Source organism: Pseudomonas farsensis (assembly GCF_014268805.2).
Classification (GTDB): domain Bacteria; phylum Pseudomonadota; class Gammaproteobacteria; order Pseudomonadales; family Pseudomonadaceae; genus Aquipseudomonas; species Aquipseudomonas farsensis.
Genome location: NZ_JABWRF020000002.1, coordinates 750,001 through 771,565, shown reverse-complemented (window position 1 = coordinate 771,565; position 21,565 = coordinate 750,001). Strand labels below are relative to the sequence as shown.

At 64.2% G+C, this 21,565-nt stretch carries 18 protein-coding genes and 3 rRNA genes (1 of these 21 cut by a window edge); 15 read left to right on the top strand and 6 right to left on the bottom strand.

The features are described 5' to 3' along the window. The first annotated feature begins 6 nt into the window (after nt 1–6). Genes HU719_RS12890 through HU719_RS12880 form a run of 3 tightly spaced genes read left to right on the top strand, consistent with a single transcriptional unit; the run spans nt 7 to nt 2,773 of the window. On the top strand, nt 7–1,026 hold the full coding sequence (locus tag HU719_RS12890) for an ABC transporter substrate-binding protein (RefSeq protein ID WP_186521031.1): 1,020 nt from the start codon (nt 7–9) through the stop codon (nt 1,024–1,026). Nucleotides 1,027–1,032: 6 nt separating this feature from the next. Beyond that, a complete protein-coding gene (locus HU719_RS12885; RefSeq protein WP_186536727.1) occupies nt 1,033–1,896 on the top strand; it encodes an ABC transporter ATP-binding protein in 864 nt (287 codons plus the stop codon). A gap of 13 nt (nt 1,897–1,909) precedes the next feature. Further along, nucleotides 1,910–2,773 carry an ABC transporter permease gene (locus HU719_RS12880; protein ID WP_186536728.1) on the top strand — a complete coding sequence of 288 codons (864 nt, stop codon included), beginning with the start codon at nt 1,910–1,912 and terminating at the stop codon, nt 2,771–2,773. Nucleotides 2,774–2,939: 166 nt separating this feature from the next. Here the strand turns inward: HU719_RS12880 and HU719_RS12875 are convergent, their stop codons facing one another. Next, nucleotides 2,940–3,497 (bottom strand): WCX domain-containing protein, encoded by a 558-nt coding sequence (locus HU719_RS12875; RefSeq protein ID WP_186521034.1) that lies wholly within the window; start codon nt 3,495–3,497, stop codon nt 2,940–2,942. Between the two features lie 203 nt (nt 3,498–3,700). Here HU719_RS12875 and HU719_RS12870 point away from each other — a divergent pair, with 203 nt between their 5' ends. The 6 genes from HU719_RS12870 (at nt 3,701) to HU719_RS12845 (ending at nt 9,780) form a co-directional block, all read left to right on the top strand. Next, on the top strand, nt 3,701–4,510 hold the full coding sequence (locus HU719_RS12870; RefSeq protein ID WP_186536729.1) for a tetratricopeptide repeat protein: 810 nt from the start codon (nt 3,701–3,703) through the stop codon (nt 4,508–4,510). 252 nt (nt 4,511–4,762) lie between these two features. After that, a complete protein-coding gene (locus tag HU719_RS12865) occupies nt 4,763–5,200 on the top strand; it encodes a MarR family winged helix-turn-helix transcriptional regulator (protein WP_186536730.1) in 438 nt (145 codons plus the stop codon). After that, a complete protein-coding gene (locus tag HU719_RS12860; protein WP_186536731.1) occupies nt 5,197–7,284 on the top strand; it encodes an FUSC family protein in 2,088 nt (695 codons plus the stop codon). The genes HU719_RS12865 and HU719_RS12860 overlap by 4 nt, the downstream gene beginning before the upstream one ends. Next, nucleotides 7,281–7,493, top strand: coding sequence for a DUF1656 domain-containing protein (locus HU719_RS12855; RefSeq protein WP_186521038.1), 213 nt, complete (start codon nt 7,281–7,283; stop codon nt 7,491–7,493). Before HU719_RS12860 ends, HU719_RS12855 begins: the two co-directional genes overlap by 4 nt. Further along, nucleotides 7,490–8,365, top strand: coding sequence for an efflux RND transporter periplasmic adaptor subunit (locus tag HU719_RS12850; RefSeq protein WP_186521039.1), 876 nt, complete (start codon nt 7,490–7,492; stop codon nt 8,363–8,365). Before HU719_RS12855 ends, HU719_RS12850 begins: the two co-directional genes overlap by 4 nt. Beyond that, a complete protein-coding gene (locus tag HU719_RS12845; protein WP_186536732.1) occupies nt 8,362–9,780 on the top strand; it encodes an efflux transporter outer membrane subunit in 1,419 nt (472 codons plus the stop codon). Before HU719_RS12850 ends, HU719_RS12845 begins: the two co-directional genes overlap by 4 nt. 327 nt (nt 9,781–10,107) lie before the next feature. Here HU719_RS12845 and lapD read toward each other — a convergent pair whose 3' ends face one another. Together lapD and lapG are read right to left on the bottom strand one after the other, a co-directional pair. Next, nucleotides 10,108–12,054 (bottom strand): cyclic di-GMP receptor LapD, encoded by a 1,947-nt coding sequence (gene lapD / locus HU719_RS12840; protein WP_186536733.1) that lies wholly within the window; start codon nt 12,052–12,054, stop codon nt 10,108–10,110. A 10-nt stretch (nt 12,055–12,064) separates the two neighbouring features. Continuing rightward, a complete protein-coding gene (gene lapG, locus HU719_RS12835; protein WP_189659955.1) occupies nt 12,065–12,838 on the bottom strand; it encodes a cysteine protease LapG in 774 nt (257 codons plus the stop codon). A gap of 190 nt (nt 12,839–13,028) precedes the next feature. Between lapG and HU719_RS12830 the strand changes: the two genes are divergently transcribed. The 6 genes from HU719_RS12830 (at nt 13,029) to HU719_RS12805 (ending at nt 20,528) form a co-directional block, all read left to right on the top strand. Then, the gene (locus HU719_RS12830; RefSeq protein ID WP_186521042.1) at nt 13,029–13,721 is read left to right on the top strand and encodes a GntR family transcriptional regulator; all 693 of its coding nucleotides are present in this window, start codon (nt 13,029–13,031) and stop codon (nt 13,719–13,721) included. Between the two features lie 39 nt (nt 13,722–13,760). Then, nucleotides 13,761–14,312, top strand: coding sequence for a thioesterase domain-containing protein (locus HU719_RS12825; RefSeq protein ID WP_186521043.1), 552 nt, complete (start codon nt 13,761–13,763; stop codon nt 14,310–14,312). A 586-nt stretch (nt 14,313–14,898) separates the two neighbouring features. Further along, nucleotides 14,899–15,675, top strand: a complete 777-nt coding sequence (locus tag HU719_RS12820; RefSeq protein ID WP_186536735.1) for a DUF3050 domain-containing protein — start codon at nt 14,899–14,901, stop codon at nt 15,673–15,675. Then, entirely contained in the window at nt 15,672–16,601 is a 930-nt protein-coding gene (locus HU719_RS12815; protein WP_186521045.1) for a diiron oxygenase, read from the top strand. The genes HU719_RS12820 and HU719_RS12815 overlap by 4 nt, the downstream gene beginning before the upstream one ends. A gap of 10 nt (nt 16,602–16,611) precedes the next feature. Further along, a complete protein-coding gene (locus HU719_RS12810) occupies nt 16,612–20,031 on the top strand; it encodes an amino acid adenylation domain-containing protein (RefSeq protein WP_186536736.1) in 3,420 nt (1,139 codons plus the stop codon). Nucleotides 20,032–20,060: 29 nt separating this feature from the next. Then, on the top strand, nt 20,061–20,528 hold the full coding sequence (locus HU719_RS12805; RefSeq protein WP_186536737.1) for an SRPBCC family protein: 468 nt from the start codon (nt 20,061–20,063) through the stop codon (nt 20,526–20,528). Between the two features lie 110 nt (nt 20,529–20,638). On the opposite strand, the gene rrf (HU719_RS12800) is transcribed toward HU719_RS12805, so the two are convergent. The 3 genes from rrf (HU719_RS12800) to HU719_RS12790 form a co-directional block, all read right to left on the bottom strand. Then, nucleotides 20,639–20,754: ribosomal RNA gene (gene rrf, locus HU719_RS12800) — 5S ribosomal RNA — on the bottom strand. Nucleotides 20,755–20,863: 109 nt separating this feature from the next. Continuing rightward, nucleotides 20,864–20,979, bottom strand: a 5S ribosomal RNA gene (gene rrf, locus HU719_RS12795). Nucleotides 20,980–21,112: 133 nt separating this feature from the next. Further along, nucleotides 21,113–21,565, bottom strand: a 23S ribosomal RNA gene (locus tag HU719_RS12790) (it continues 2,441 nt past the right edge of the window).

Below are 21,565 nucleotides of genomic sequence, written 5' to 3'. Positions count from 1 at the left end.
AAGATCATGCGTAAATCCATCAGCCGCCTGGCGGCAAGCATCGGCCTGGGCGCAAGCCTGGTCGTCGGCAGCCTGGCTGCACCCACCCTGGCCCACGCCGAGGGCAAGATCCGCATCGCCGAACAGTTCGGCATCGTCTACCTGCTGCTCAACGTGGTGCGTGATCAGCACTTGATCGAGAAACACGGCAAACAGCAGGGCATCGACATCGAAGTGGACTGGGCGCAGCTGTCGGGCGGCTCGGCGGTCAACGATGCGTTGCTGTCTGGGTCCGTGGACATAGCCGGTGCCGGCGTCGGCCCGCTGCTCACCGTGTGGGACCGCACCAAGGGCCGGCAGAACGTGAAGGCCGTGGCCTCGCTGGGTAACTTCCCGTACTACCTGGTCAGCAGCAACCCGAACGTGAAGACCATCGCCGATATAAGCGACAAGGACCGCATCGCCCTGCCGGCAGTGGGCGTGTCGGTGCAGTCGCGCTTCTTGCAATACGCCGCCGCCCAGCAGTGGGGCGACAAGCAATACAACCGCCTCGACAAGTACACCCTCGCCGTCCCCCACCCGGACGCCACCGCAGCCCTGCTGGCCGGCGGCACCGAGCTGAACGGGCACTTCTCCAACCCGCCGTTCCAGGACCAGGTGCTGGCCAACAAGAACGTGCATATCGTGCTCAACAGCTACGACCTGCTCGGCCCCAACTCGCCGACCCTGCTGTTTGCCACCGAGAAATTCCGCAACGACAACCCCAAGACCTACAAGGCCTTCGTCGATGCCCTGGCCGAAGCCGCCGAGTTTGCCCAGCACGACAAAGCCGCGGCGGCCGACACCTATATCCGCGTGACCAAGGCCAAGATCGACCGCGACGTGCTGATCAAGCTGATCGACAACCCGCAGTATGAATTCACCGTCACGCCCAAGAACACCTACAAGCTGGCCGATTTCCTTTATCGGGTCGGCGCGATCAAGAACAAGCCTGAATCGTGGAAGGACTACTTCTTCCAGGATGAACGCCCGCTGCAGGGGAGCTGACCGACCATGACCGCCCCATTGCCAGGCCACGCGGCCAGCAACCTGAGCCGTGTCGCCACCCCACCGCTGCTGACGGTGGACAACCTCAGCCTTGAATACCGCACCGCCCAGCGCGTGGTGCGGGCCACCCACCAGGTCAGCTTCGAAATCGACCGTGCCGACCGCTTTGTGCTGCTGGGCCCGTCGGGCTGCGGCAAGTCCACCTTGCTCAAGGCTGTGGCCGGTTTCATCGAGCCGCGGGAAGGGCAGATTCTGCTGCAAGGCCAGCCCGTGCGCGGCCCAGGGCCGGATCGCATCGTGGTGTTTCAGGAATTCGACCAGTTGCCGCCGTGGAAGACGGTCAAGCAGAACGTGATGTTTCCGTTGCTGGTGTCCGGCCAGCTCAAACGCGCCGAAGCCGAGGAGCGGGCGCTGCACTACCTGGACAAGGTCGGCTTGGCCGCCTTTGCCGATGCCTACCCGCATACGCTCTCAGGTGGCATGAAGGCGCGGGTGGCCATCGCCCGGGCACTGGCCACGCAGCCGAAGATCCTGCTGATGGACGAGCCGTTCGCCGCCCTCGACGCCCTCACCCGGCGCAAGATGCAAGAAGAGCTGTTGCTGTTGTGGGAAGAGGTGCGCTTTACCTTGCTGTTCGTCACCCACTCCATTGAAGAGGCGTTGGTGGTGGGCAACCGCATCCTGTTGCTGTCGCCGCACCCGGGCCGCGTGCGCGCCGAGGTGCACAGCCACCAGTACGACCTGGGCAGCCTGGGCGCCAGCGACTTCCAGGCCAGCGCCCGGCGCATCCACCGCTTGTTGTTCGATGAAGCCGAAACGCCGGAGCACAGCGCCGACCTGGGTTTCAACGACATCCGCATCGCCTACTGACAGGAGCCTTGGCATGACTATTACCTCTGCACGCCAGGAATACGAAGTTCAGTTACAGCCGCTGCCCGGCGTACCGCTGGAACGCGACCTGCCGCTGGCGCAACGGCTGTGGCAGCAAGGATGGCTGCGCAAAGCGGTGATCCTGGCAGCGCTGGCGGTGCTCTGGGAGTTGGTCGCGCGCTATACCGACAATGACCTGCTGCTGCCGAGCTTCTTGCAGACGGCTGCGGCGTTCTGGGACGGCATGCTCAGCGGCGAGTTGCCGGCCAAGGTCGGGGTATCGCTGGTGATACTGCTCAAGGGCTATGTGCTGGGCATCGTGCTGGCCTTCGGCCTGACCAGCCTTGCGGTATCGACGCAGATCGGCCGCGACCTGCTCGGCACCCTGACCTCGATGTTCAACCCGCTGCCGGCCATCGCGTTGCTGCCCCTGGCGCTGCTGTGGTTCGGGCTGGGTGATAACAGCCTGATTTTCGTGTTGGTGCACTCGGTGCTGTGGGCGCTGGCGCTGAATACCTATGCCGGGTTTCTGGGGGTTTCGGAAACCCTGCGCATGGCCGGGCGCAACTATGGTCTGGGCGGCCTGCGCCTGGTGTTGCATGTGCTGGTGCCGGCGGCGCTGCCGTCGATTCTCTCGGGGCTGAAGATTGGCTGGGCGTTCGCCTGGCGCACGCTGATCGCCGCCGAGCTGGTGTTTGGCGCCAGCAGTGGCAAGGGCGGGCTTGGCTGGTACATCTTCCAGAACCGCAACGAGCTGTACACCGACAAGGTGTTTGCCGGGTTGGCGGTGGTGATCTTCATCGGGCTACTGGTGGAGGGGCTGGTGTTCAATACCCTGGAGCGGCTGACGGTCAGGCGCTGGGGGATGCAGCGGTAGGCTTTGCCGGCTTTTGCTCGTGTAGGAGCGGCCTTGTGTCGCGATGGGGCGCGTAGCGGCCCCAGGATGTTGGTTTCATTCTAAATCGTCGGGGCTGCTGCGCAGCCCATTCGCGACGCAAGGCCGCTCCTACAGTTGGCGGCTCCTGCGATGAGGCCGGGGCAGGCTAAACCTGATACTGCGCGGCCGCGTTGGCCAGGGTCTTGCCGATTTCCTCGCGCAGGTCCACGGGCAGCTCCACCACCAAGCTTTCCCCCTGGCTCAGCAGCCACCAGCGCAATGGCCAGCCGTCCATCACCGTTGCCCGCAAGCGGTGCCCCTGCTCCAGCGCCGTCAGCTGCATATCTGCCGTCAGCGGCGCCTCGCGCAACTGCCGCGCCAGGTTATCGCTGACCCGCGCCTGCAACTCGACGCCCGCGCCGGGCACCGGCTGCAACAAATCGCCACGCAAATACCCCTGCAGATCAAAATTGCCGCGCAACTCCCCGCCAGCGCTGGCCGACCAGTGCCAGCCAAACGGGATGCTCTTGTCGTTGCGCTCCAACGGGAAAATCAGCGACAGCTCGTTGAGGTCACGCTCAACCGTGCGTTTGCTGACCGTGAACCCCACATCACGCAGGCGCCAGACCAGTTCAGCGCTGGTAATACCGGGGGAGCGGCCGGGCAGTTGACGAAGCAACGCCCATTGGCGGCTGAGGGTGGCGCGAGTGGTGGCGAACGGCAAAAGGGAACGTCCTTGTCTAGGCTTGCCGCCTAGAATGGCGGCACAAGCAGGTCATGGCAATTGGCCACAGCGTGCTCAGATCAATCAACTGACAATTGGTTGCCTACGATGTGATCGTTCGCGACAGGTTTTGACGTGTCGTCGCGCAGAATCACGCTCCAGCGCAGTCGAGGTCGGGGCTGTAACGTTCAATGAGGATGAACATGTCTGCTGCCAGCAATATCCATTCACTGCTTGCGCGGCTGCTGCCCGAGCGCATAGTCCCGGCGCCAGCACGCCCTGGCGTGCGCCATCGGCTGTTCGCCGGCATCGGCCTGCCCAGCCAGCCGGCGCTGGGCGAGCGCTTTGGCCTGATCGACCGCCTTGATGAAGCGACCGACCTGCATGCCGTCTACGTCGACCTCAGCCGCCAGGCCCTGATGGGCAATGTGGCGGCGCTCAACGACCTGGGCTGGATCTGGCTCAACGGCAAGTACTGGCGCGGCGATACCGCGCTGGCCGGTCATCTGCTGCGCATGGCAGCGCTGCAAGGCGATGCCGCTGCGTGGTTCAACCTCGGACAGCAGCATTACTTCGGCAAGGGCGTGGATGTTTCCTACGCCAACGCTGCCGAGTATTACCGCCATGCCTTCGAGCGCGGGCTGCTGCATGCGGCGGCAGCGCTGGGCGATCTGTACGAGGAAGAGGTCTGCGACGGCGAGCAGGACTGGCAGGTGAACCCGACCGAGGCGTACCAGTGGTTCCTGCGCGGCGCCATGCGCGGCGAGACGCGCTGCCGTTTCGAGGTGGGCTACCGCCTGCTGCATGGGCTGTACGTAGAGCCGGACACCAAGGCGGCGCTGTACTGGCTGGAGCTGGCCGCAGCCACCGGGGTGATGCAGGCCGCCGAGGAGTTGGCGGTGTACTTCAGCCATGTCGATGCGGCCCGTTACATGGGCTGGCGTGATCAAGCGATACAGCTGGGCAGCTCCCTGGCGCTGACCATGAAGCTGGAAGACCAGATACAGCCCTGAACCGGCGTGGCCCTCATCGCAGAATGACGCGGTCAGTGTAGGAGCGGCCTTGTGTCGCGAACGGGTCGCAAAGCGGCCCCGGCGATATCAATTTTCAAGCACACATTTTGGGGGTGCTTCGCACCCCTTTCGCGACACAAGGCCGCTCCTACATAAACCGCATCCACGCGGATATTGATATGCCCGGTTGACGGCAGGGGGAGGGCCGGGCGTATATTGATAGTTAGCAAACTATGAATATCCCGGAACCTCATGTCCCTCGATGCACTGCAACTGAAAATCAGCAGCGGCATGGTCGTTGCCGCTCGGCACTGGCGCCGCCTGTGCCAGGGCGCGCTGACCCGCTATGGCATTTCCGAAGCCTGTGCCGTACCGCTGTTGATGATCGTGCGCCTGGGTGATGGCGTGCACCAGGTGGCCGTGGCTCAGGCTGCCGGCCTTGAAAGCCCATCGCTGGTGCGCCTGCTCGACCAACTGTGCAAGGCGGGCCTGGTGCGCCGCAGCGAAGACCCGCACGACCGCCGCGCCAAGGCCCTGAGCCTGACGGCCAGCGGCCGCACCCTGGCTGAATCCATCGAAACCGAGTTGGTGCGCCTGCGCCAGCAAGTGCTGCACGGCATCGCCCCCGCGGACCTTGAAGCCACGCTGCGCGTCATCCGCGCCTTCGAAGCTGCCGGGGATGCGCCGTGAACGGTTTTTTCAGCTCGGTGCCGCCGGCTCGTGACTGGTTCTACGGCGTGCGCACCTTCACCGCCTCCATGATCGCCCTCTACATCGCCCTGCTGATGCAGCTGCCACGCCCCTATTGGGCGATGGCCACGGTGTACATCGTCTCCAGCCCGTTCCTCGGCCCCACCACCTCCAAGGCGCTGTACCGCGCCCTCGGCACCTTGCTCGGTGCGGGCGGGGCGATCTTTCTGGTGCCGCCGCTGGTGCAGTCGCCGGTGCTGTTGAGCATCGCCATCGCGCTGTGGACCGGCACCTTGCTGTTCCTCTCGCTGAACCTGCGCACGGCCAACAGCTACGTGCTGATGCTGGCCGGCTACACCTTGCCGATGATCGCCCTGGCGGTGGTCGACAACCCCCTGGCGGTGTTCGACGTCGCCTCCTCGCGGGCCCAGGAAATCTGCCTGGGCATCGTCTGCGCGGCAGTGGTCGGGGCAATCTTCTGGCCACGCCGGCTGGCCCCGGTGGTGGTCGGCGCCACCGGCAACTGGTTCAACGAAGCGATCCGCTACAGCGATACCTACCTGGCACGCGACGTGGCTGCCGAGCACGTCGGGGCCATGCGCGGCACCATGGTCGCCACGTTCAATTCGCTGGAAATGATGATCGGCCAGCTTGGCCACGAGGGCGCCGGCCCGCACACCTTGAAGAACGCCCGCGAGCTGCGCGGGCGGATGATTCACCTGCTGCCCGTCATCGATGCCCTCGACGATGCCCTGACCGCCCTCCAAGGCCGCGCCCCAGCGCAGTACGCCCAGGTGCAGCCGCTGCTCGCCAGCGCCCGCGATTGGCTCAAAGGCACCGCCGACAGCGCCTCAGTGGCGCGCTGGGCGGCCCTGCACGAGCAGATCGACCGCCTGCAACCCAGCGCTGCGGCGCTAGACCAACGCGTCGAACTATTACTCTCCAACGCCCTGTACCGCCTGGGCGAGTGGGCCGACCTGTGGCAGGACTGCTGCACCTTGCAGCACGCCCTGCGCCTGGACGACGCCAAACCCTGGCGAGCCGTTTATCGCCACTGGCGCCTGGGCCGGCTGACGGCCTTCTTCGACCGCGGCCTGATGCTGTATTCGGTGGCATCCACGGTACTGGCAATCATCGTTGCCTGCGGCCTGTGGATTGGCCTTGGCTGGAACGACGGCGCCAGCGCGGTGATTCTGGCAGCCGTTTCGTGCAGCTTCTTCGCTGCCATGGACGACCCCGCGCCGCAGATCTACCGGTTTTTCTTCTGGACCCTGCTGTCGGTGGTGTTCTCCAGCCTGTATCTGTTTCTGGTGCTGCCCAACCTGCACGACTTCCCGATGCTGGTGCTGGCCTTCGCCGTGCCGTTCATTTGCGTCGGTACCTTGACCGTGCAGCCGCGGTTCTACCTCGGCACCCTGCTGACCATCGTCAACACCTCGACCTTCATCAGCATCCAGGGCGCCTACGACGCCGACTTCTTCGCCTTCCTCAATGCCAACATCGCCGGCCCCGTAGGCTTGCTGTTCGCCTTTGTCTGGACCTTGGTGATGCGCCCGTTCGGCGTTGAGCTGGCGGCCAAGCGCATGACCCGCTTTGCCTGGCGCGACATCGTCGGCATGACCGAACCTGCAACCCTGGCCGAGCACCGCAAGGTCGGCGTGCAGATGCTCGACCGCCTGATGCAGCACCTGCCGCGCCTGTCGCAAACCGGCCAGGACAGCGGCGTGGCGCTGCGCGACCTGCGCGTGGGGCTGAACCTGCTCGACCTGCTGGCCTACCTGCCGCGCGCCGGGGCCCAGGCCCGCGAGCGCCTGCAAACCGTGGTCGAGGAAGTGGGCGGGCATTACGCCGCCTGCCTGCGCGCCGGTGAACGCCTGCATGCGCCGCCTGCGCTGCTGCGCAACATGGAGCGCGCGCGCCTGGCGCTGAACCTGGATGAACGCTACGAACGCGGCGACGCTCGCACCCACCTGCTGCACGCCCTTGCCGGCCTGCGCCTGGCGCTGTTGCCGGGCGTGGAGGTGATGCTTGAGCCTGCCGAACAATCGCAACTGCCCCCGGGCCTGGACGGAGCGCCGCTGTGATCGGTGAACTGGATATCAGCGGGGTGTTCCTGCCCACGCTACTGGTGATGATGGTGGGGACCTACCTGCTGTTTCTTGGGGTGCACGCGCTGCTGGTGCGGGTGCACTTCTATCGCCTGGTCTGGCACCGGGCGCTGTTCAACGTTGCCCTGTATGCCGTGCTGCTTGGCGCGGTGGACCACTTTTGCCGAAGCCTGATGCTGCCATGAAAAAACCTTTGCTGACCCTGGGCCGTGTGGTCCTGACCCTGCTGGTAGTGACCCTCGCCACCGTACTGGTGTGGCAGATGGTGGTGTACTACCTGTTCGCCCCCTGGACCCGCGATGGCCATATCCGCGCCGACGTGATCCAGATCGCCCCGGACGTGTCCGGGCTGATCCAGAAGGTCGAGGTGCGCGACAACCAGACCATCAAGCGCGGCGACGTGCTGTTCACCATCGACCAGGACCGCTTCACCTTGGCCCTGCGCCAGGCCCAGGCGACCCTGGCCGAGCGCCAGGAAACCCTGGCCCAGGCCAGCCGCGAGGCGCGGCGCAACCGCAAGCTGGGCAACCTGGTGGCTGCCGAGCAGCTCGAAGAAAGCCAGTCCCGCGAAGCCCGCGCCCGTTCGGCCATGAGCGAGGCGCAGGTGCAGGTGGACGTGGCCCAGCTCAACCTTGACCGCTCGGTGGTGCGCAGCCCGGTGGACGGCTACCTCAACGACCGCGCCCCCCGCGCCCACGAGTTCGTCAGCGCCGGCCACCCGGTGTTGTCGGTGGTCGACAGCGCCTCTTACCACGTCGATGGCTATTTCGAAGAGACCAAGCTTGGCGGCATCCATATCGGGGACGCCGTGGACATCCGCGTGATGGGCGACAACACCCGCCTGCGTGGCCGCGTGCAGAGCCTGGCCGCCGGCATCGAGGACCGCGACCGCAGCAGCGGCGCCAACCTGCTGCCCAACGTCAACCCGGCATTCAGCTGGGTACGCCTGGCCCAGCGGATTCCGGTACGCATCGCCTTCGACGAAGTGCCGCAGGACTTCCGCATGATCGCCGGCCGCACTGCCACGGTGTCGATCATCGAGGGTACGCAGCCATGAAACAGCTGGTCTTGGCGGGCCTGTGCCTGGCCCTTGGCGCCTGCACGATGGTCGGGCCGGATTACACAGTGCCTGCCGACGCCGCCGTGCAGCGTGACGACCTCAAAGGCCCGCTGCGCCAGGACGCGGCCAACGTGGTGTCGGCGCCGGTGCCCGAAGACTGGTGGCAGTTGTACCAGGACCCGCGCCTGAACCAGCTGGTGCGCCAAGCGCTTGCCGCCAACAGCGACCTGCGCGTGGCTGCCGCCAACCTGGCCAAGGCCCGCGCCCAGGTGGAGGTGGCCGAATCCGCAGGGGGCTTCAATGCCGGCGTCAAAGCCGGCGCCCAGCGCCTGCAGGAGTCCGGCGAAGCCTTCCTGCAACCGGAGAAAGTGCCGGTGGCCAACATAGGTGAAGCCGTGATCAGCGCCAGCTATCAGTTCGACCTGTGGGGCACGCTCAAGCGCGGCACCGAGGCCGCCAAGGCCAACGCCGATGCGGTGCAGGCAGCCGCCGACACCGCGCGTATCACCTTGGTGGCGGACGTGGTCAAGGCTTATACCCAGGTGTGTTCGGCCAACGAGGAATATCACCTGGCCCGCGAGTCGCTGGACCTGCAACGCCAGAGCGTGCAGCTGACCCAGCGCCTGCGCGATGCCGGGCGCGGCGACGACTCCCAAGTCACCCGCTCGCAAACCCAGTTCAAGTCGCTGAGCGCGGAACTGCCGCGCTTCAAGGCCGAGCGTGAAACCGGCCTGTATGCCCTCGCGGCACTGCTGGCCAAGCCGGTCGAGCAATTACCCGCCGGCACTGGCGATTGCGCCGAGCTGCCGCACCTTGCGCAGCGCGTACCGGTGGGCGATGGCGCCGCGCTGCTCAAACGCCGCCCGGACGTGCGCCAGGCCGAGCGCCAGCTGGCGGCCGCCACGGCCAATATCGGTGTCGCCACTGGCGCGTTGTACCCCGACATCAGCATCGGCGCGCAGGTGGGCACCATCGGCATACTGGACAACCTCGGCGAACCTTCGACCAACCGTTGGGGCATAGGCCCACAGATCAGCTGGAGCATTCCCACCAACGGTACCCGCGCGCGCATCCGCATGGCCGAAGCCTCGACCCAGGCGGCGCTGGCGCATTTTGACGGTGTGGTGCTCAACGCCATTCGTGAAACCCAGACACGGCTCGCGCAGTACAGCGCCTTGCTGGACCGGCGTGATGCGCTGGCTGAAGCGGAACGTTCGGCAAAAGAGTCGGCAGACCAGACGCACCTGCGCTATCAGGTGGGGCGCGAGTCATTTCTGGCGGACTTGCAGGCGACGCGGACCTACACCGATGTCAGGGCGCAGCTGGCGGCGGCGAATGGGCAGGTGGCGATGGGGCAGGTGGCGGTGTTTCTGGCCTTGGGTGGCGGGTGGAAGGGCGGCGCTGAGCGTTGAGCGCGATTAGCCTAAAACCCAGCGTGGGAGATTCTATGGTTTCGGGCAAGTCGCTTTTGATTGTGTAGGAGCGGCCTTGCGCCGCGAAAGGGCTGCGAAGCAGCCCCAGCGATTCTGGTGGATGCTCAGATCCTGGGGCTGCTTCGCAGCCCTTTAGCGACGCAAGGCCGCTCCTACACTGACCGCGTAGACGGCATCGATATGGGGATGGGCGATCCCTGTGGGAGCGGGCTTGACCCGCGATTGGGCATCAAACCCAGTCGAGGCTGCTGGCCCTATCGCGGGGCAAGCCCGCTCCCACGCCGCTCCACGCCCTTGCTGCGATAGTCAGCGCCAAGGCGCAGGCTCGCCGACCAGCTGGCCCTGAATACCTTGCACGCCCATCCCGCGTAGCACCTGCAACTCCCCTTCGGTCTCGACCCGCTCGGCAATCAGCGGCAAATCGATGCTGTGCGCAGCGCGCTGAATGGCTTCGATGAACAGGCGTTTGTGCTGTTCCTGATCGATATTGCGGATATACCCGCCATCGATCTTCAGGTACGCCAAGCCCAGGTGCGCCAGGTTGCCGATCATGCTGAAACGCCCGCCAAAGCGCTGCAACGCCAGGCTGAAGCCAAGCCCGCGCAGGCGCCGGGTCAGTTGTTCGAGCATCGACTGGTCGGGCAACTGCTCCTCGCCAATCTCGAAAGTCAGCCGTGGGCCCTGCGCGCGGTGGTGGCCCAGCAGGTCGTAGACGCGCTGCAGCGCTTGCGGGTCGGCCAGGGTGGCGGCCGAAAGGTTGAGCGCCAGGTTTTCACTGTGGTTGTGCAGGTGGTTCAGCACCTTTTCCAGCACCAGCAGGTCAAGCCGCGCCATCCAGCCGAAACGCTCCAGCCACGGCAGGAAACGCCCAGCGGCAACCGCCTCGCCGTGCTCGTCATGCAGCCGCGAAATGACCTTGTAATGCAGCACCTTTTCCGGCGCCTGGACATCGACCACTGGTTGGAAGAACAGCTCGAACTGGCCCTTGTTCAGTGCCTGTTCCAGGCGCGTATGCCAGGCGTGATGGCTGTCAGCGGCCTGTGCTGCGGCGCCTTGCTCAAGGCACACCCAGCCAGGTTGGGGCTGGCTTTCGGCGCGGGCCAGGGCTTCGTCGGCGAGTTTGAGCAACGCCTGTGGCGCATCGCCCGGGCTATAAGGGGCCAGGCCGATGCAGGCCACCGGGTCAACATCGCTGGCACCGGTTACATGCAGGCTCTGCAAGGTGGCGGCCAGCGCCTGGGCCAGTTGGGTCGCTTCCTCGTGGACCATGCCCGGCGCCAGCACGGCAAACTCGCCGCCACGGCTGCGGGTGATCAGGTCGTTGGTTTCCGGGAACTGCGCGCAGGTGCGCCGCAGCTGCTCGCCCACCGCTTGCAGCAACTGGTCCGTGCGCTGCCCGCCCAGGCGGGCGTTGAGGCCGGCCAGGTCTTGCACGCGCAACAGCAGCAGGTAACCGGCGCGGGCGTCCTCGGCGTTGCTCACGCGGGCATTGAGCTGCATCTCGAAGTAGCGGCGGTTGGCAAGGCCGGTGAGGCTGTCTTGGTACGACTCGCTGCGCAGCTTCTCGCTGCGTTCGGCCTGCTCGTTGAACAGCGCCTTGAGCTTCTCGACCATCTGGTTCATGGCCTGCACCACGCGGCGCAGTTCAGGGGTGCGCGGCAGCTCCGGCAGGCTGAGGAACTCGCGCCGGGCGATGGCGTGGGACTGCGCCACCATGTAGTCCAGCGGGCGCAACTGGCGGCGCAGCAGCAGCGCGCCGAGCACCGCACTGACCGCGCCGCACAGCAGCAGCCAACCCAGGCTGCCCAGCGCGCTCTGCCACAGCTTGGCCAGGGCGAACATCGGGTGGCTGATCACCTCGACCCGCGCCGCCTGCTGCCAGCCGCGGCTGACAATGGCATCGCCACCGGCCGGCTCCAGGCCGGTCATGTGGATGAACCAGGCCGGCACGCCGCCGCTGTCGGGCTCGGCGTGGCGCTCCACCAACACGGCGTTGGACTCGATGTCGACCACCTTGATGCTGGAGTAGTAGCCACTGTCAAAGATCGAGCTGACCATCAGCTCGACCATCGCCGGGTCGTCGATGTTCGGCGTCAGGGTCAGCGCCAGCGCAGTCGCGGCATCCTGGGCGTGGGAGCGCAGTTGGTTGACGTACTGGCTACGTGAGCTTTCCAGGCTGACCATGAAGCTGCCACTGAAGGCGACCACCAGGAACAGGCAAATGGCTAGCAGCAATTGTTTGAACAGTGACATCTGTGCTCCTTCAGTAAACCGGTTCGGCCGGGAAGCCTTCGGCCTGCATTTTTTTCAGCAAGTCCTGCCAACGTGACAGGCGCTTGGTGTCGCCCACCTTCTTGTTGCCGCCTGCTCCAGTCAGCCACAGGCCTTCGCCGTTGAAGGCGTAGACCGGCAGCAAGTCGGTGCGCTGGCTGGCCGGCTTGATCGCGTCCATCAGGCTGTCGAGCACCAGGGGCTGCGCCTGTGGGCTTGAATAATAGGTCAGCACCATGTGCGCCCGGTTCTGGCGCAGCGCCTTGACGTAGGTGATGCGCAGCTTCTCGGCGGGGATGCCCATGCGCCGAAGGCTGAAGTATTTGGCAATGGCGTAGTCTTCGCAGTCGCCGGCGCCTTTGATCAGCGATTGCACAGGCGTCGCCCAGTAATCCACTTCATGCCACAGGTCGATGTCTTCCATGTAGCGCAGTTGCTTGTTGAAGAACAGGTTGACCACCTTCAACTGCTCAAGCTCGCTGGCCTGCTTTTGCGTGGCCATGAGGTTCTGCCAGGCATCGATGCGCCCCTGCCCCGCCCCAAGCGGCCCATACAGCGCCTGGGCGCGGCGGCTGATCTGGTTGAAGTCCCAGTCAGCCTGGGTACCGCCCAGCAGCAGGCAGCCGAAGACCACGGCCAGGCCGAGGCGGCGAAAATTGCTGATGAGCGCCCAAGGTATCGCCACTGCGAAAACCCGTTCAGATCCGTCGAAGGCCTGCGATGTTGCAAGCTGGCGTGAGAAAAGACAACGGCACAATGCAATCATACTGCCAGCTGTCGGCAAACCCGCTTCATGCAAGGGGTCAGCATGCGCTGGCGCTTCCCAACACGGGCGTCTTCATTCACGATAGCCGTGTTTGCAAAACCGGCATTATCGGGCGTTAGATGATGCCATTTGACAAGCCACCCCTTCTCTCTCTAGTGTTATTGGATCCAATCCTTGCGAGACGACGCGCGTGGCTGAAAAAAACAAACTGCTGAGCACCGTACTCGGCAGTGAACAGGTCCCCCCACACCTCGCCCGCAGCGTTATAGAAGAGCGCTTGCGCAGCGCCATTCTGGACGGTCGCCTGCCTGCCGGTACTGCGGTGCGTCAGCAAGAGCTGGCCACGCTGTTTGGCGTCAGCCGCATGCCGGTGCGCGAAGCACTGCGCCAGCTCGAGGCGCAGTCGTTGCTGCAGGTCGAACTGCACAAGGGCGCAGTGGTTGCCCCACTGATCGGCGAAGACGCCGTGCATACCTACGGCCTGCGTGTGCTGCTCGAAACCGAAGCGCTGCGCCAGTCGATCCCCCGGCTCGATGCCGATGACATCGCTCAGGCCCGGGGTTACATCCGCCAGCTTGAAAGCGAAACCCGCCACGCCGAAATCGGCCGCCTCAACCGCCTGTTCCACATGGCGCTGTACAGCAAGTCGCCGAACCTCAAGCTGCTGCGCCTGATCGAGATCGAGCTGAACGAAGAGGAGCGCTTCCTGCGCTTCCACCTGTCGACCATGGGCCTGGGCAAGCTCACCCAGGATGACCACATCGCACTGGTCGATGCCGCCAGCGACAAGCTGGTCGACGAAGCCGTCAAGCTGCTGGAAGCGCACCTGAACAACGCTGCACGCGCCATCAGAAATTATCTCGACAAGCAATCGGCCACCTGACCCCGCCAACGGCTCAGGTAACAAGGAATGGCAGCGCACGTGCAGACCCGAGCCCAACCGATCAGCGAACCCCCTATCCGGATCCGCCTCATCTGCCTGGCTTGCAGCCGAGCGCAACTGGCGCAGTATCGCCGCTGGGCCGAAGCCCTGAGCGAGTCTGCCGAACTGATCGCCGTTGACCTGCCGCCCAGCGCCTTTCAAGCCACCTCGGCAGAACTGGCCCGCTCCCTCGCAGAACGCCTTCGACCCTACCTCGAAACGCCCCATGCGCTGTTCGGCCAAAGCCAGGGCGCGTTGGCGGCATTGGCACTGGCGCAACTGGCGCAGCGCATCTGGCCAGGCCAGACGCGCCATTTGTTTGTTGCTGGTTGTGACAGCCCGAACGCGGCCAGCCGCCCCGATACCGCCGTCCAAGTACCGATGACCGTGGTCTACCCACCCGGCGCGCTGGCGACCATGCTCGGCTGGAATCCGCTGGCCGGCCGCGGCCTGGAGCTGATCGAGCTGGCCGCAAGTGGGGCCGACGACCCGGTATTCAGCGAGCGTATCGTGCGGATCTTCAACACCCACCTCGGCTTGCTCAGCCTCTAACCCGGCCTTTTGCCGGCAGCCTGGCGCTGAGCCACTGGTGCTGCCAGCCATGGCAGTGCCCGCATTTTCAGCACACTCTACCTGCGCAGCGGCCGCTGATCATCAGTAGCGGGCCCGGCCGCCTGCCACCCACCCACTAGCAGAAGGAGCCTGCCACCGGGGCAAGGACCGCCAGCCGATCAGACGCCCCCCTAATAGCCAAACTTTCTACTTATTGTTCACCAGTGCTCTATATGAGGCATTCACTGTCTATTTTTTTCTGATTGTTAATTATCGGAAGGGACAGCGGCTGCCCAATTAAAACAACGACGTTGTTTTGATTTGCACTTCATCAACCACAATAAAGTGCCCTCTTCAAATAAATAAAAAAAACAATTGCAACTTCTTTTGCACTTGCTCTAGTTTTTATATCGCCAGCTACCGCGGCACGGCCTCCCTGTGAACCGTAGCCTGCACCGCGCTGTACGGCCCATGCACAGTGTTCGGCATCGATATTCAATCGACGTACCCGCTCGCCTGAATATCGGCAACCGACGGCTGCGCGTGGCATTAACGCACCAATAACTTAGCCACGATGGATATCAACATGAGCACATTGAAGCGCACACTGACCGATAACAAATTGGTACTTTCGCAGCACCCGCTGTTCTCTGAAATCAAGACACTGCCGATTCTGCGCACCTTCATGGAAACCCATGTTTTTGCAGTCTGGGACTTCATGTCGCTGACCAAGCGCCTGCAACGGGAACTGACCTGTGTCAGCTTGCCGTGGCTGCCGCCCACCGACCCCGCCGCCGCGCGCCTGATCAACGAGATCGTGCTGGGTGAAGAGTCCGATGATCGCCCAGGCCATGGCCATTACAGCCATTTCGAACTGTATCAGGACGCCATGCGTGAAGTCGGTGCCAGCACCCAGGCCATCGAGCGTTTCGTCAGCCTGATGCATGAGGGTGTGCCGCATGACGAGGCCCTGCTTCGCGCCGAGGCCAGCGAGGCGGCGCAGCGCTTCGTGTGCGACACCCTTGAAGTTGCCCTGCATGCCCCGGCGCATCGCGTCGCAGCGGCCTTCCTGCATGGGCGCGAAAGCGTCATCCCGACCATGTTCCAGCAAATTCTCGACGAGTGGGGCATCGGCATCGAGCAGGCGCCGATCTTCCGTTACTACCTGCAACGCCACATCGAGGTGGACTCCGAAGACCACGGCCCGGCCGCCGAGCAGTTGCTGGCGCGCCTGGTAAACCATGACCCGGTCCGCGAAGAGGAGGTCTATGTGGCCGCCATTGCCGCAGTGGACAGCCGCATGGCGCTGTGGGACAGCCTGCGCGCTTCGTTGCAGGCCTCGGTCGCCGGGGCCAGCGCATGAACGCCCTCGACTACCGCTCATTTGCCGACGCCTGGGAAGCGCGCGCGACCATCCGCACGCGGCCCAGGCGCAAGGTCGAGGATGACCAGCGGTTGATCTACCCGCTGAGCCGCCAGCCGCTGGTGCTCGGCGCCACGTTTCAGCGCGAATGCCCGCAACTGCGCGATTTCGTGCTGGTGCAGAGCCTCTACAAGTTCATCAACGACGTGGTGATCTTCGAGACCGAAATCGTCGACCGCACCGCCCGGCGCATCGCCAAGGACCGCTTCGCCGTGCGCTTTCCGTTTGCTTGCCGCTATGACGCCATGACCGTGGTCGTGGATGAGGACTACCACGCCCTGGTGGCGATGGACTTCCTGCAGCAGACCATCGCCCTGACCGGTGTCGAGCCGATTGCCCTGCCGCAGGAGATCGAGCTGAGCCGGGCCATCCCCGCGGCGCTGGCGCAGGTGCCCCAGGCGCTGCGCGATGCCATGGAGCTGATCTGCGTGGGCATCGCCGAGAGCACCCTGACCGACGATGTCGCGGCGTTTGCCCGCGACGACTCGGTCAAGCCTTCGGTGAAGGGCCTTATGGCTGACCACCTGCTCGATGAAGGCCGGCATTCGACGTTCTGGGCACGCCTGACGCGCATCTACTGGCACAGCGCCTGCGAGGCAGACCGGCGAGCGCTCGCCGAGGTGCTGCCGGTATTCCTGCGCCAGTACCTGACCAACGACATCCAGCAGGCCTTCGACCTTGCCTTGATCGCCGCGTTGCCGGTGAGCGAGGCGGTACGCCAGGCGTTGCGTGATGAGGTGTGCGCGCTGGCCTTCCCGATCAACCACCAGCACCCGCTGCTGGGCAACATCCTGCGCTTCATGCGCAGCAGCTCGCTGCTTGAGTCTGCCTGCGTGCAGGACGCGTTGCGCGACTACCTGCCCTGAGGAACACATCATGAGACGCCTCGAGATACTCCTGGTGGGCACCAGCCCCGCCCTGCTCGCCCTGGCCTGCCAGCTGGACGAACAGGGCCATGGCGCCGCCACCGCAGCCAGCGCCGACGCCTTGCGCCGACAACTGGCCAACGCCCCTGACCTGGTGCTGGAAGACGGCAGCCTGGCCCTGGCCAGCGGCGACTGGCAGACGCTGGGCAACGCCCCGCTGCTGCGCCTGCGCCTAGGTGCAAGCTTTGCCGAAACCCTGCCACGGCTGGAAATCCTGTGCTGGTGCGGCAGCGCCACCGCCCAGCGGCTGATCGAACGCCAAGCCGTGCCATCACCGCAATCGGGCAATGGCCAGCAACTGCGTGCAGACGCCGTGCAGGCGCTGGGCGACCTGCTGGCCATGCAGGTCAACCAGTTCGCCCGCAACCCGCTACACCTGCAGCAAGCGCAGGCAGTCAGTACCGGCGTGCATGAGCGCGAGCACAGCCTGGATTGGCTTGAAGCGCTGGCTTACCGGCACCCGTTCAATCGCACCTTGCGCGCAGACCTGCTGGAGCAGGCCGAGCAGCCGTTGATCGGGCTGCTTGAGCAGAGCTTGCGCCGACACGCCGGGCTCCCCGCCGTTGAGGGCGAGCCTTATCGAAAACTGCACGCACGTGTGGTCGGTATTCAGCGCGCGCTGTTGCCACTGTTGCCGGCAGGCGGCGCCCAGCCGCCGGTGGTCGCCGTGTGCCTGGGCAAGTCGCCTGCGCTGTATGCAAGCCTGCTGGCCATTCTGGGTTGCGCGGCCATCTACCTGCCGCTCGACCCGGCCACGCCCGCCGAGCGCCTGCAGCGCATTGTCGAAGATGCCGGCGCCTGCGTGCTGCTGCATGACGGCAGGGTGCTTGACGGCCTTGTGGGCGTGGATGTACGCGACATCGCCCTGGCCGATGATTCGGCTCTGCCTAGCCTGGCCCTGCGCCAGACGGCCCCTGAGCAGCCCTGCGTGGCGATCTACACCTCAGGCACCACGGGCACGCCCAAGGGGGTGCTGCTGAGCCAGCGCAACCTGGCGCACTTCGTTGCCTGGTATCGCGAGCATGTGGCGCTGGATCAACACAGCCGGGTGTTGCAGTTCTCGACCATCGGCTTCGATGCCTCGCTGCTGGATATTCTGCCAACCTTCGCCTGCGGCGCCACATTGGTACTGCCGAGCGAGGATCAGCGGCGCGATCCGCAGCAACTGGTCGAGCTTATCCACAGCCGCGAGGTCAGCCATGCGTTTCTGCCCCCTGCACTGCTGAGCATCCTGCCGCGCGAGGTGCATCTGGGCTTGCAGCACCTGATCACCGGGGGCGATGTTTGTGAGCCCGAGGTCATTGCACGGCTGGGAGCGCAGTGCCACCTGCACAACATCTACGGCCCGACCGAGACCACAGTGCTGGCCACCACGCGGGTGTTGAGCGCCGGTGACAGCAATCGCAACCTGGGGGTGCCGATTGCCAACAGCCAGGTGCTGATCCTGGATGAGCAACTGCGGCCGGTGCCTGAGCAAACCCCTGGTGAGCTGTATCTGAGCGGGCCGGGTGTCGGGGTGGGTTACTTGAACAACCCCGCGCTGACTGCCGAGCGCTTCGTCGAACTTGCGCTGCCCGAGGGGCGCACCTTGCGTGCCTATCGCAGCGGCGATATCGGCAAGTGGACGGCGCAGGGTATCGAGCTGTGTGGGCGGCGTGACAACCAGGTGAAGATTCGCGGCTTTCGGGTCGAGCCTGAGGAGATCGAGCACAGCCTGCGCAGCAGCGGCCTGTTTGCGCAGGTGGCCGTGGTAATCGACCCTCAGCGGCGTGTGCTGGCGTTCGTGACGGGGCCGCGTGTTGAGGATGCCGGGCAGCACCTGCGCGAGCATGCCGAACGTGTCCTGCCCGACTACATGCGCCCGGCGTTCTACCAAGTGCTGGAGCGTATGCCGGCCACCGCCAATGGCAAGGTCGACCGCCAGGCGTTGTTGCGCCAGCCGCTGGCCTTGCCAAGCAGCCAGCGCCTGCAACCGGCGACCAGCACCGAGCAGAGCCTGCGCAGCTTGTGGAGCGAGCTGCTGGAGCTGCCCGAGGCCGATATTTCGACCGACGACAGCTTCTTCAACCTGGGTGGGCATTCGATCCTGTTGTCGCGGTTGTTGCTGGAGGTGCGCGAGCGATTCGGCCAGGGCGTGGCGATCAACCGGTTTATCGAACTGCCGACCCTGCAACGCCTGGGCGCGCTGCTCGATGGCGTTGATGAGCCGCAACACGAGGGGCTGGCGCGCCTGGAACAGGACGCCAACCGCGAGCTGGGCCTGCAGGTGCGTTCTGTAGAGCACATGGGCGATGTGCACAAGGTGATCGTCACGGGGGCCAACAGCTTCCTGGGCGTGCATCTGGTGGAGGCGCTGCTGGGATGGGGCGCCACCGAGGTGGCTTGCCTGGTGCGCAGCAGCGCTGGAATGACCGCTGCACAGCGTTTTGCCCAGGCGCTGGCCGAGAACCATGTGGCGCTGGACATGGACCGTGTGCGGGTATTCGACGCCGACCTGCGCAAGCCGCTGCTGGGCCTTGAGCCGGGGGTCTACGACTACCTGGACAGCCATTACGGCGCACTGCTGCACAACGCAGCGCAGGTGAACCATGTGCTCGACTATCAGGTGCTGGCTGCCGACAACGTCGAGCCGCTGTTCGAGTGCCTGCGGCTGTGCGAGGGGCGGCGCAAGAAGATCTTCAACTTCATCTCGACGTTGTCCGCTTGCAGCGCGGTGGATGCCGCTGGGCGGGTGCTTGAGGACGACCCAGCGAGCACCCCGCCGATCTACATCCGTAATGGCTACAACCTGAGCAAATGGGTAGGCGAGCGCATCCTGCAACGGGCACGCGAGCAAGGGGTGTGGGTCAACCTGTTCCGCCCCGGCAACATCACCTTCGACAGCCGCACCGGTGCCTGCCAGCCGCAGCGCAACCGCTTGATGCTGATGCTCAAGGGGTCGCTGCAATTGGGGCAGGTGCCGGGGCTTGAGATCGACTTTGACCTCATGCCGGTGGACTTCCTCTCCCGCTTTATCGCCTTCCACGCCAGCCGCCATCAGCCCGGGCAATGCGTGTTCAACCTGCACAACCCCGAACCGCTGCGCTGGCGCGAGTACCTCGCGTCGTTCCGCGAACAGGGCCATGCCTTTGAGTTGGTGAGTGTCGAGCAATGGCAGCAGCAACTGCGCCGGGTCGACCGTGACAACGCGCTGTATGACGTCCTGGGCTTCTATCTGGACGGTTTCGAAGAGGACATCGGCGACATCGCCGGTATCGCCCATGACAACGCCCGTGCCGGTGTACAGCGCATGGGCAGCCATTACCCCAGCAAGAGCCCGGAACTGCTACGCCGTGGCTGCCGTTATCTGGCCGACATCGGCTTTATCTGACCGTTTTTACCCATAAGGAGCAACACAACATGCAAGCACTCAAGCCCGATACCCTGATCCGCAACCCTGAAGGCTGCCTGGTGGTTTCCACCGTCGAGATCGCAGCACCTGCGGCCAGTGTGTGGAACATCGTCGGTAACTTTGCCGGTTTCCCGGTGTTCATTCCGGCGCTGGCCCACATCGAGATGACCGGCAACGGTGTGCGCTCGGTGCGCAAGAAACTGTTCAAGGATGGCAACGTGGTGATCGAACAGCTCAACTCACGTGATGACCAGGCAATGAACATGACCTGGAGCCTGATCTACACCAGCCTGAACATCGGCAACCTGTGGGCGGCCATGGAGGTGGTGGCCATTGATGGGCAACGTAGCCGCGCTACCTGGACCATCCAAGCCGAGCCTTGGGAAGGCGGGTCAGAAGCGCTACCTGGTTTCCAGGCGTTCCTGCAGGCGTTTGCCGATGGGGCGATGGGCAATGTGAAGAACCTGCTGGGCTAACACCGGCAACAGGGCCGCCCCACTGGGGCGGCTTTTTTGTGCCCGGACTATTCCAGGCCCACAAAGACAAAGCCCCCGACCGCAATGCGATCAGGGGCTTCGGAATTGAATCTTGACGATGACCTACTCTCACATGGGGAAACCCCACACTACCATCGGCGATGCATCGTTTCACTGCTGAGTTCGGGATGGGATCAGGTGGTTCCAATGCTCTATGGTCGTCAAGAAATTCTGTGTGCTGAACCGTCCAGGGGACGTGTCAGCGAATTTCTGTACTCTCTACTTAAAGACAAAACCCCTACCTGCATGCGCAGATAGGGGTTTTGCGAAATGAATCTTGACGATGACCTACTCTCACATGGGGAAACCCCACACTACCATCGGCGATGCATCGTTTCACTACTGAGTTCGGGATGGGATCAGGTGGTTCCAATGCTCTATGGTCGTCAAGAAATTCGGTAGCCAGTCCGTTCAGATGAACAGCCCAGCGAATTCGGATATGTGATTTGTGTGTGCCGCGAACTTTCGGTTCATGCGTCTTCACCACCACAATTCGGCTTACGCGCAAATTGCTTGGGTGTTATATGGTCAAGCCTCACGGGCAATTAGTATTGGTTAGCTCAACGCCTCACAGCGCTTACACACCCAACCTATCAACGTCGTAGTCTTCGACGGCCCTTTAGGGGATTCAAGATCCCAGTGAGATCTCATCTTGAGGCAAGTTTCCCGCTTAGATGCTTTCAGCGGTTATCTCTTCCGAACATAGCTACCCGGCAATGCCACTGGCGTGACAACCGGAACACCAGAGGTTCGTCCACTCCGGTCCTCTCGTACTAGGAGCAGCCCCTCTCAAATCTCAAACGTCCACGGCAGATAGGGACCGAACTGTCTCACGACGTTCTAAACCCAGCTCGCGTACCACTTTAAATGGCGAACAGCCATACCCTTGGGACCGGCTTCAGCCCCAGGATGTGATGAGCCGACATCGAGGTGCCAAACACCGCCGTCGATATGAACTCTTGGGCGGTATCAGCCTG

Excerpts from the sequence above, each read along its gene's own strand:
- HU719_RS12890 (WP_186521031.1), top strand. The coding sequence starts at position 7 with ATGCGTAAATCCATCAGCCGCCTGGCGGCAAGCATCGGCCTGGGCGCA.
- HU719_RS12885 (WP_186536727.1), top strand. The coding sequence starts at position 1,033 with ATGACCGCCCCATTGCCAGGCCACGCGGCCAGCAACCTGAGCCGTGTC.
- HU719_RS12880 (WP_186536728.1), top strand. The coding sequence starts at position 1,910 with ATGACTATTACCTCTGCACGCCAGGAATACGAAGTTCAGTTACAGCCG.
- HU719_RS12870 (WP_186536729.1), top strand. The coding sequence starts at position 3,701 with ATGTCTGCTGCCAGCAATATCCATTCACTGCTTGCGCGGCTGCTGCCC.
- HU719_RS12865 (WP_186536730.1), top strand. The coding sequence starts at position 4,763 with ATGTCCCTCGATGCACTGCAACTGAAAATCAGCAGCGGCATGGTCGTT.
- HU719_RS12850 (WP_186521039.1), top strand. The coding sequence starts at position 7,490 with ATGAAAAAACCTTTGCTGACCCTGGGCCGTGTGGTCCTGACCCTGCTG.
- HU719_RS12845 (WP_186536732.1), top strand. The coding sequence starts at position 8,362 with ATGAAACAGCTGGTCTTGGCGGGCCTGTGCCTGGCCCTTGGCGCCTGC.
- lapD (WP_186536733.1), bottom strand. The coding sequence starts at position 12,054 with ATGTCACTGTTCAAACAATTGCTGCTAGCCATTTGCCTGTTCCTGGTG.
- lapG (WP_189659955.1), bottom strand. The coding sequence starts at position 12,838 with ATGATTGCATTGTGCCGTTGTCTTTTCTCACGCCAGCTTGCAACATCG.
- HU719_RS12820 (WP_186536735.1), top strand. The coding sequence starts at position 14,899 with ATGAGCACATTGAAGCGCACACTGACCGATAACAAATTGGTACTTTCG.
- HU719_RS12815 (WP_186521045.1), top strand. The coding sequence starts at position 15,672 with ATGAACGCCCTCGACTACCGCTCATTTGCCGACGCCTGGGAAGCGCGC.
- HU719_RS12810 (WP_186536736.1), top strand. The coding sequence starts at position 16,612 with ATGAGACGCCTCGAGATACTCCTGGTGGGCACCAGCCCCGCCCTGCTC.
- HU719_RS12805 (WP_186536737.1), top strand. The coding sequence starts at position 20,061 with ATGCAAGCACTCAAGCCCGATACCCTGATCCGCAACCCTGAAGGCTGC.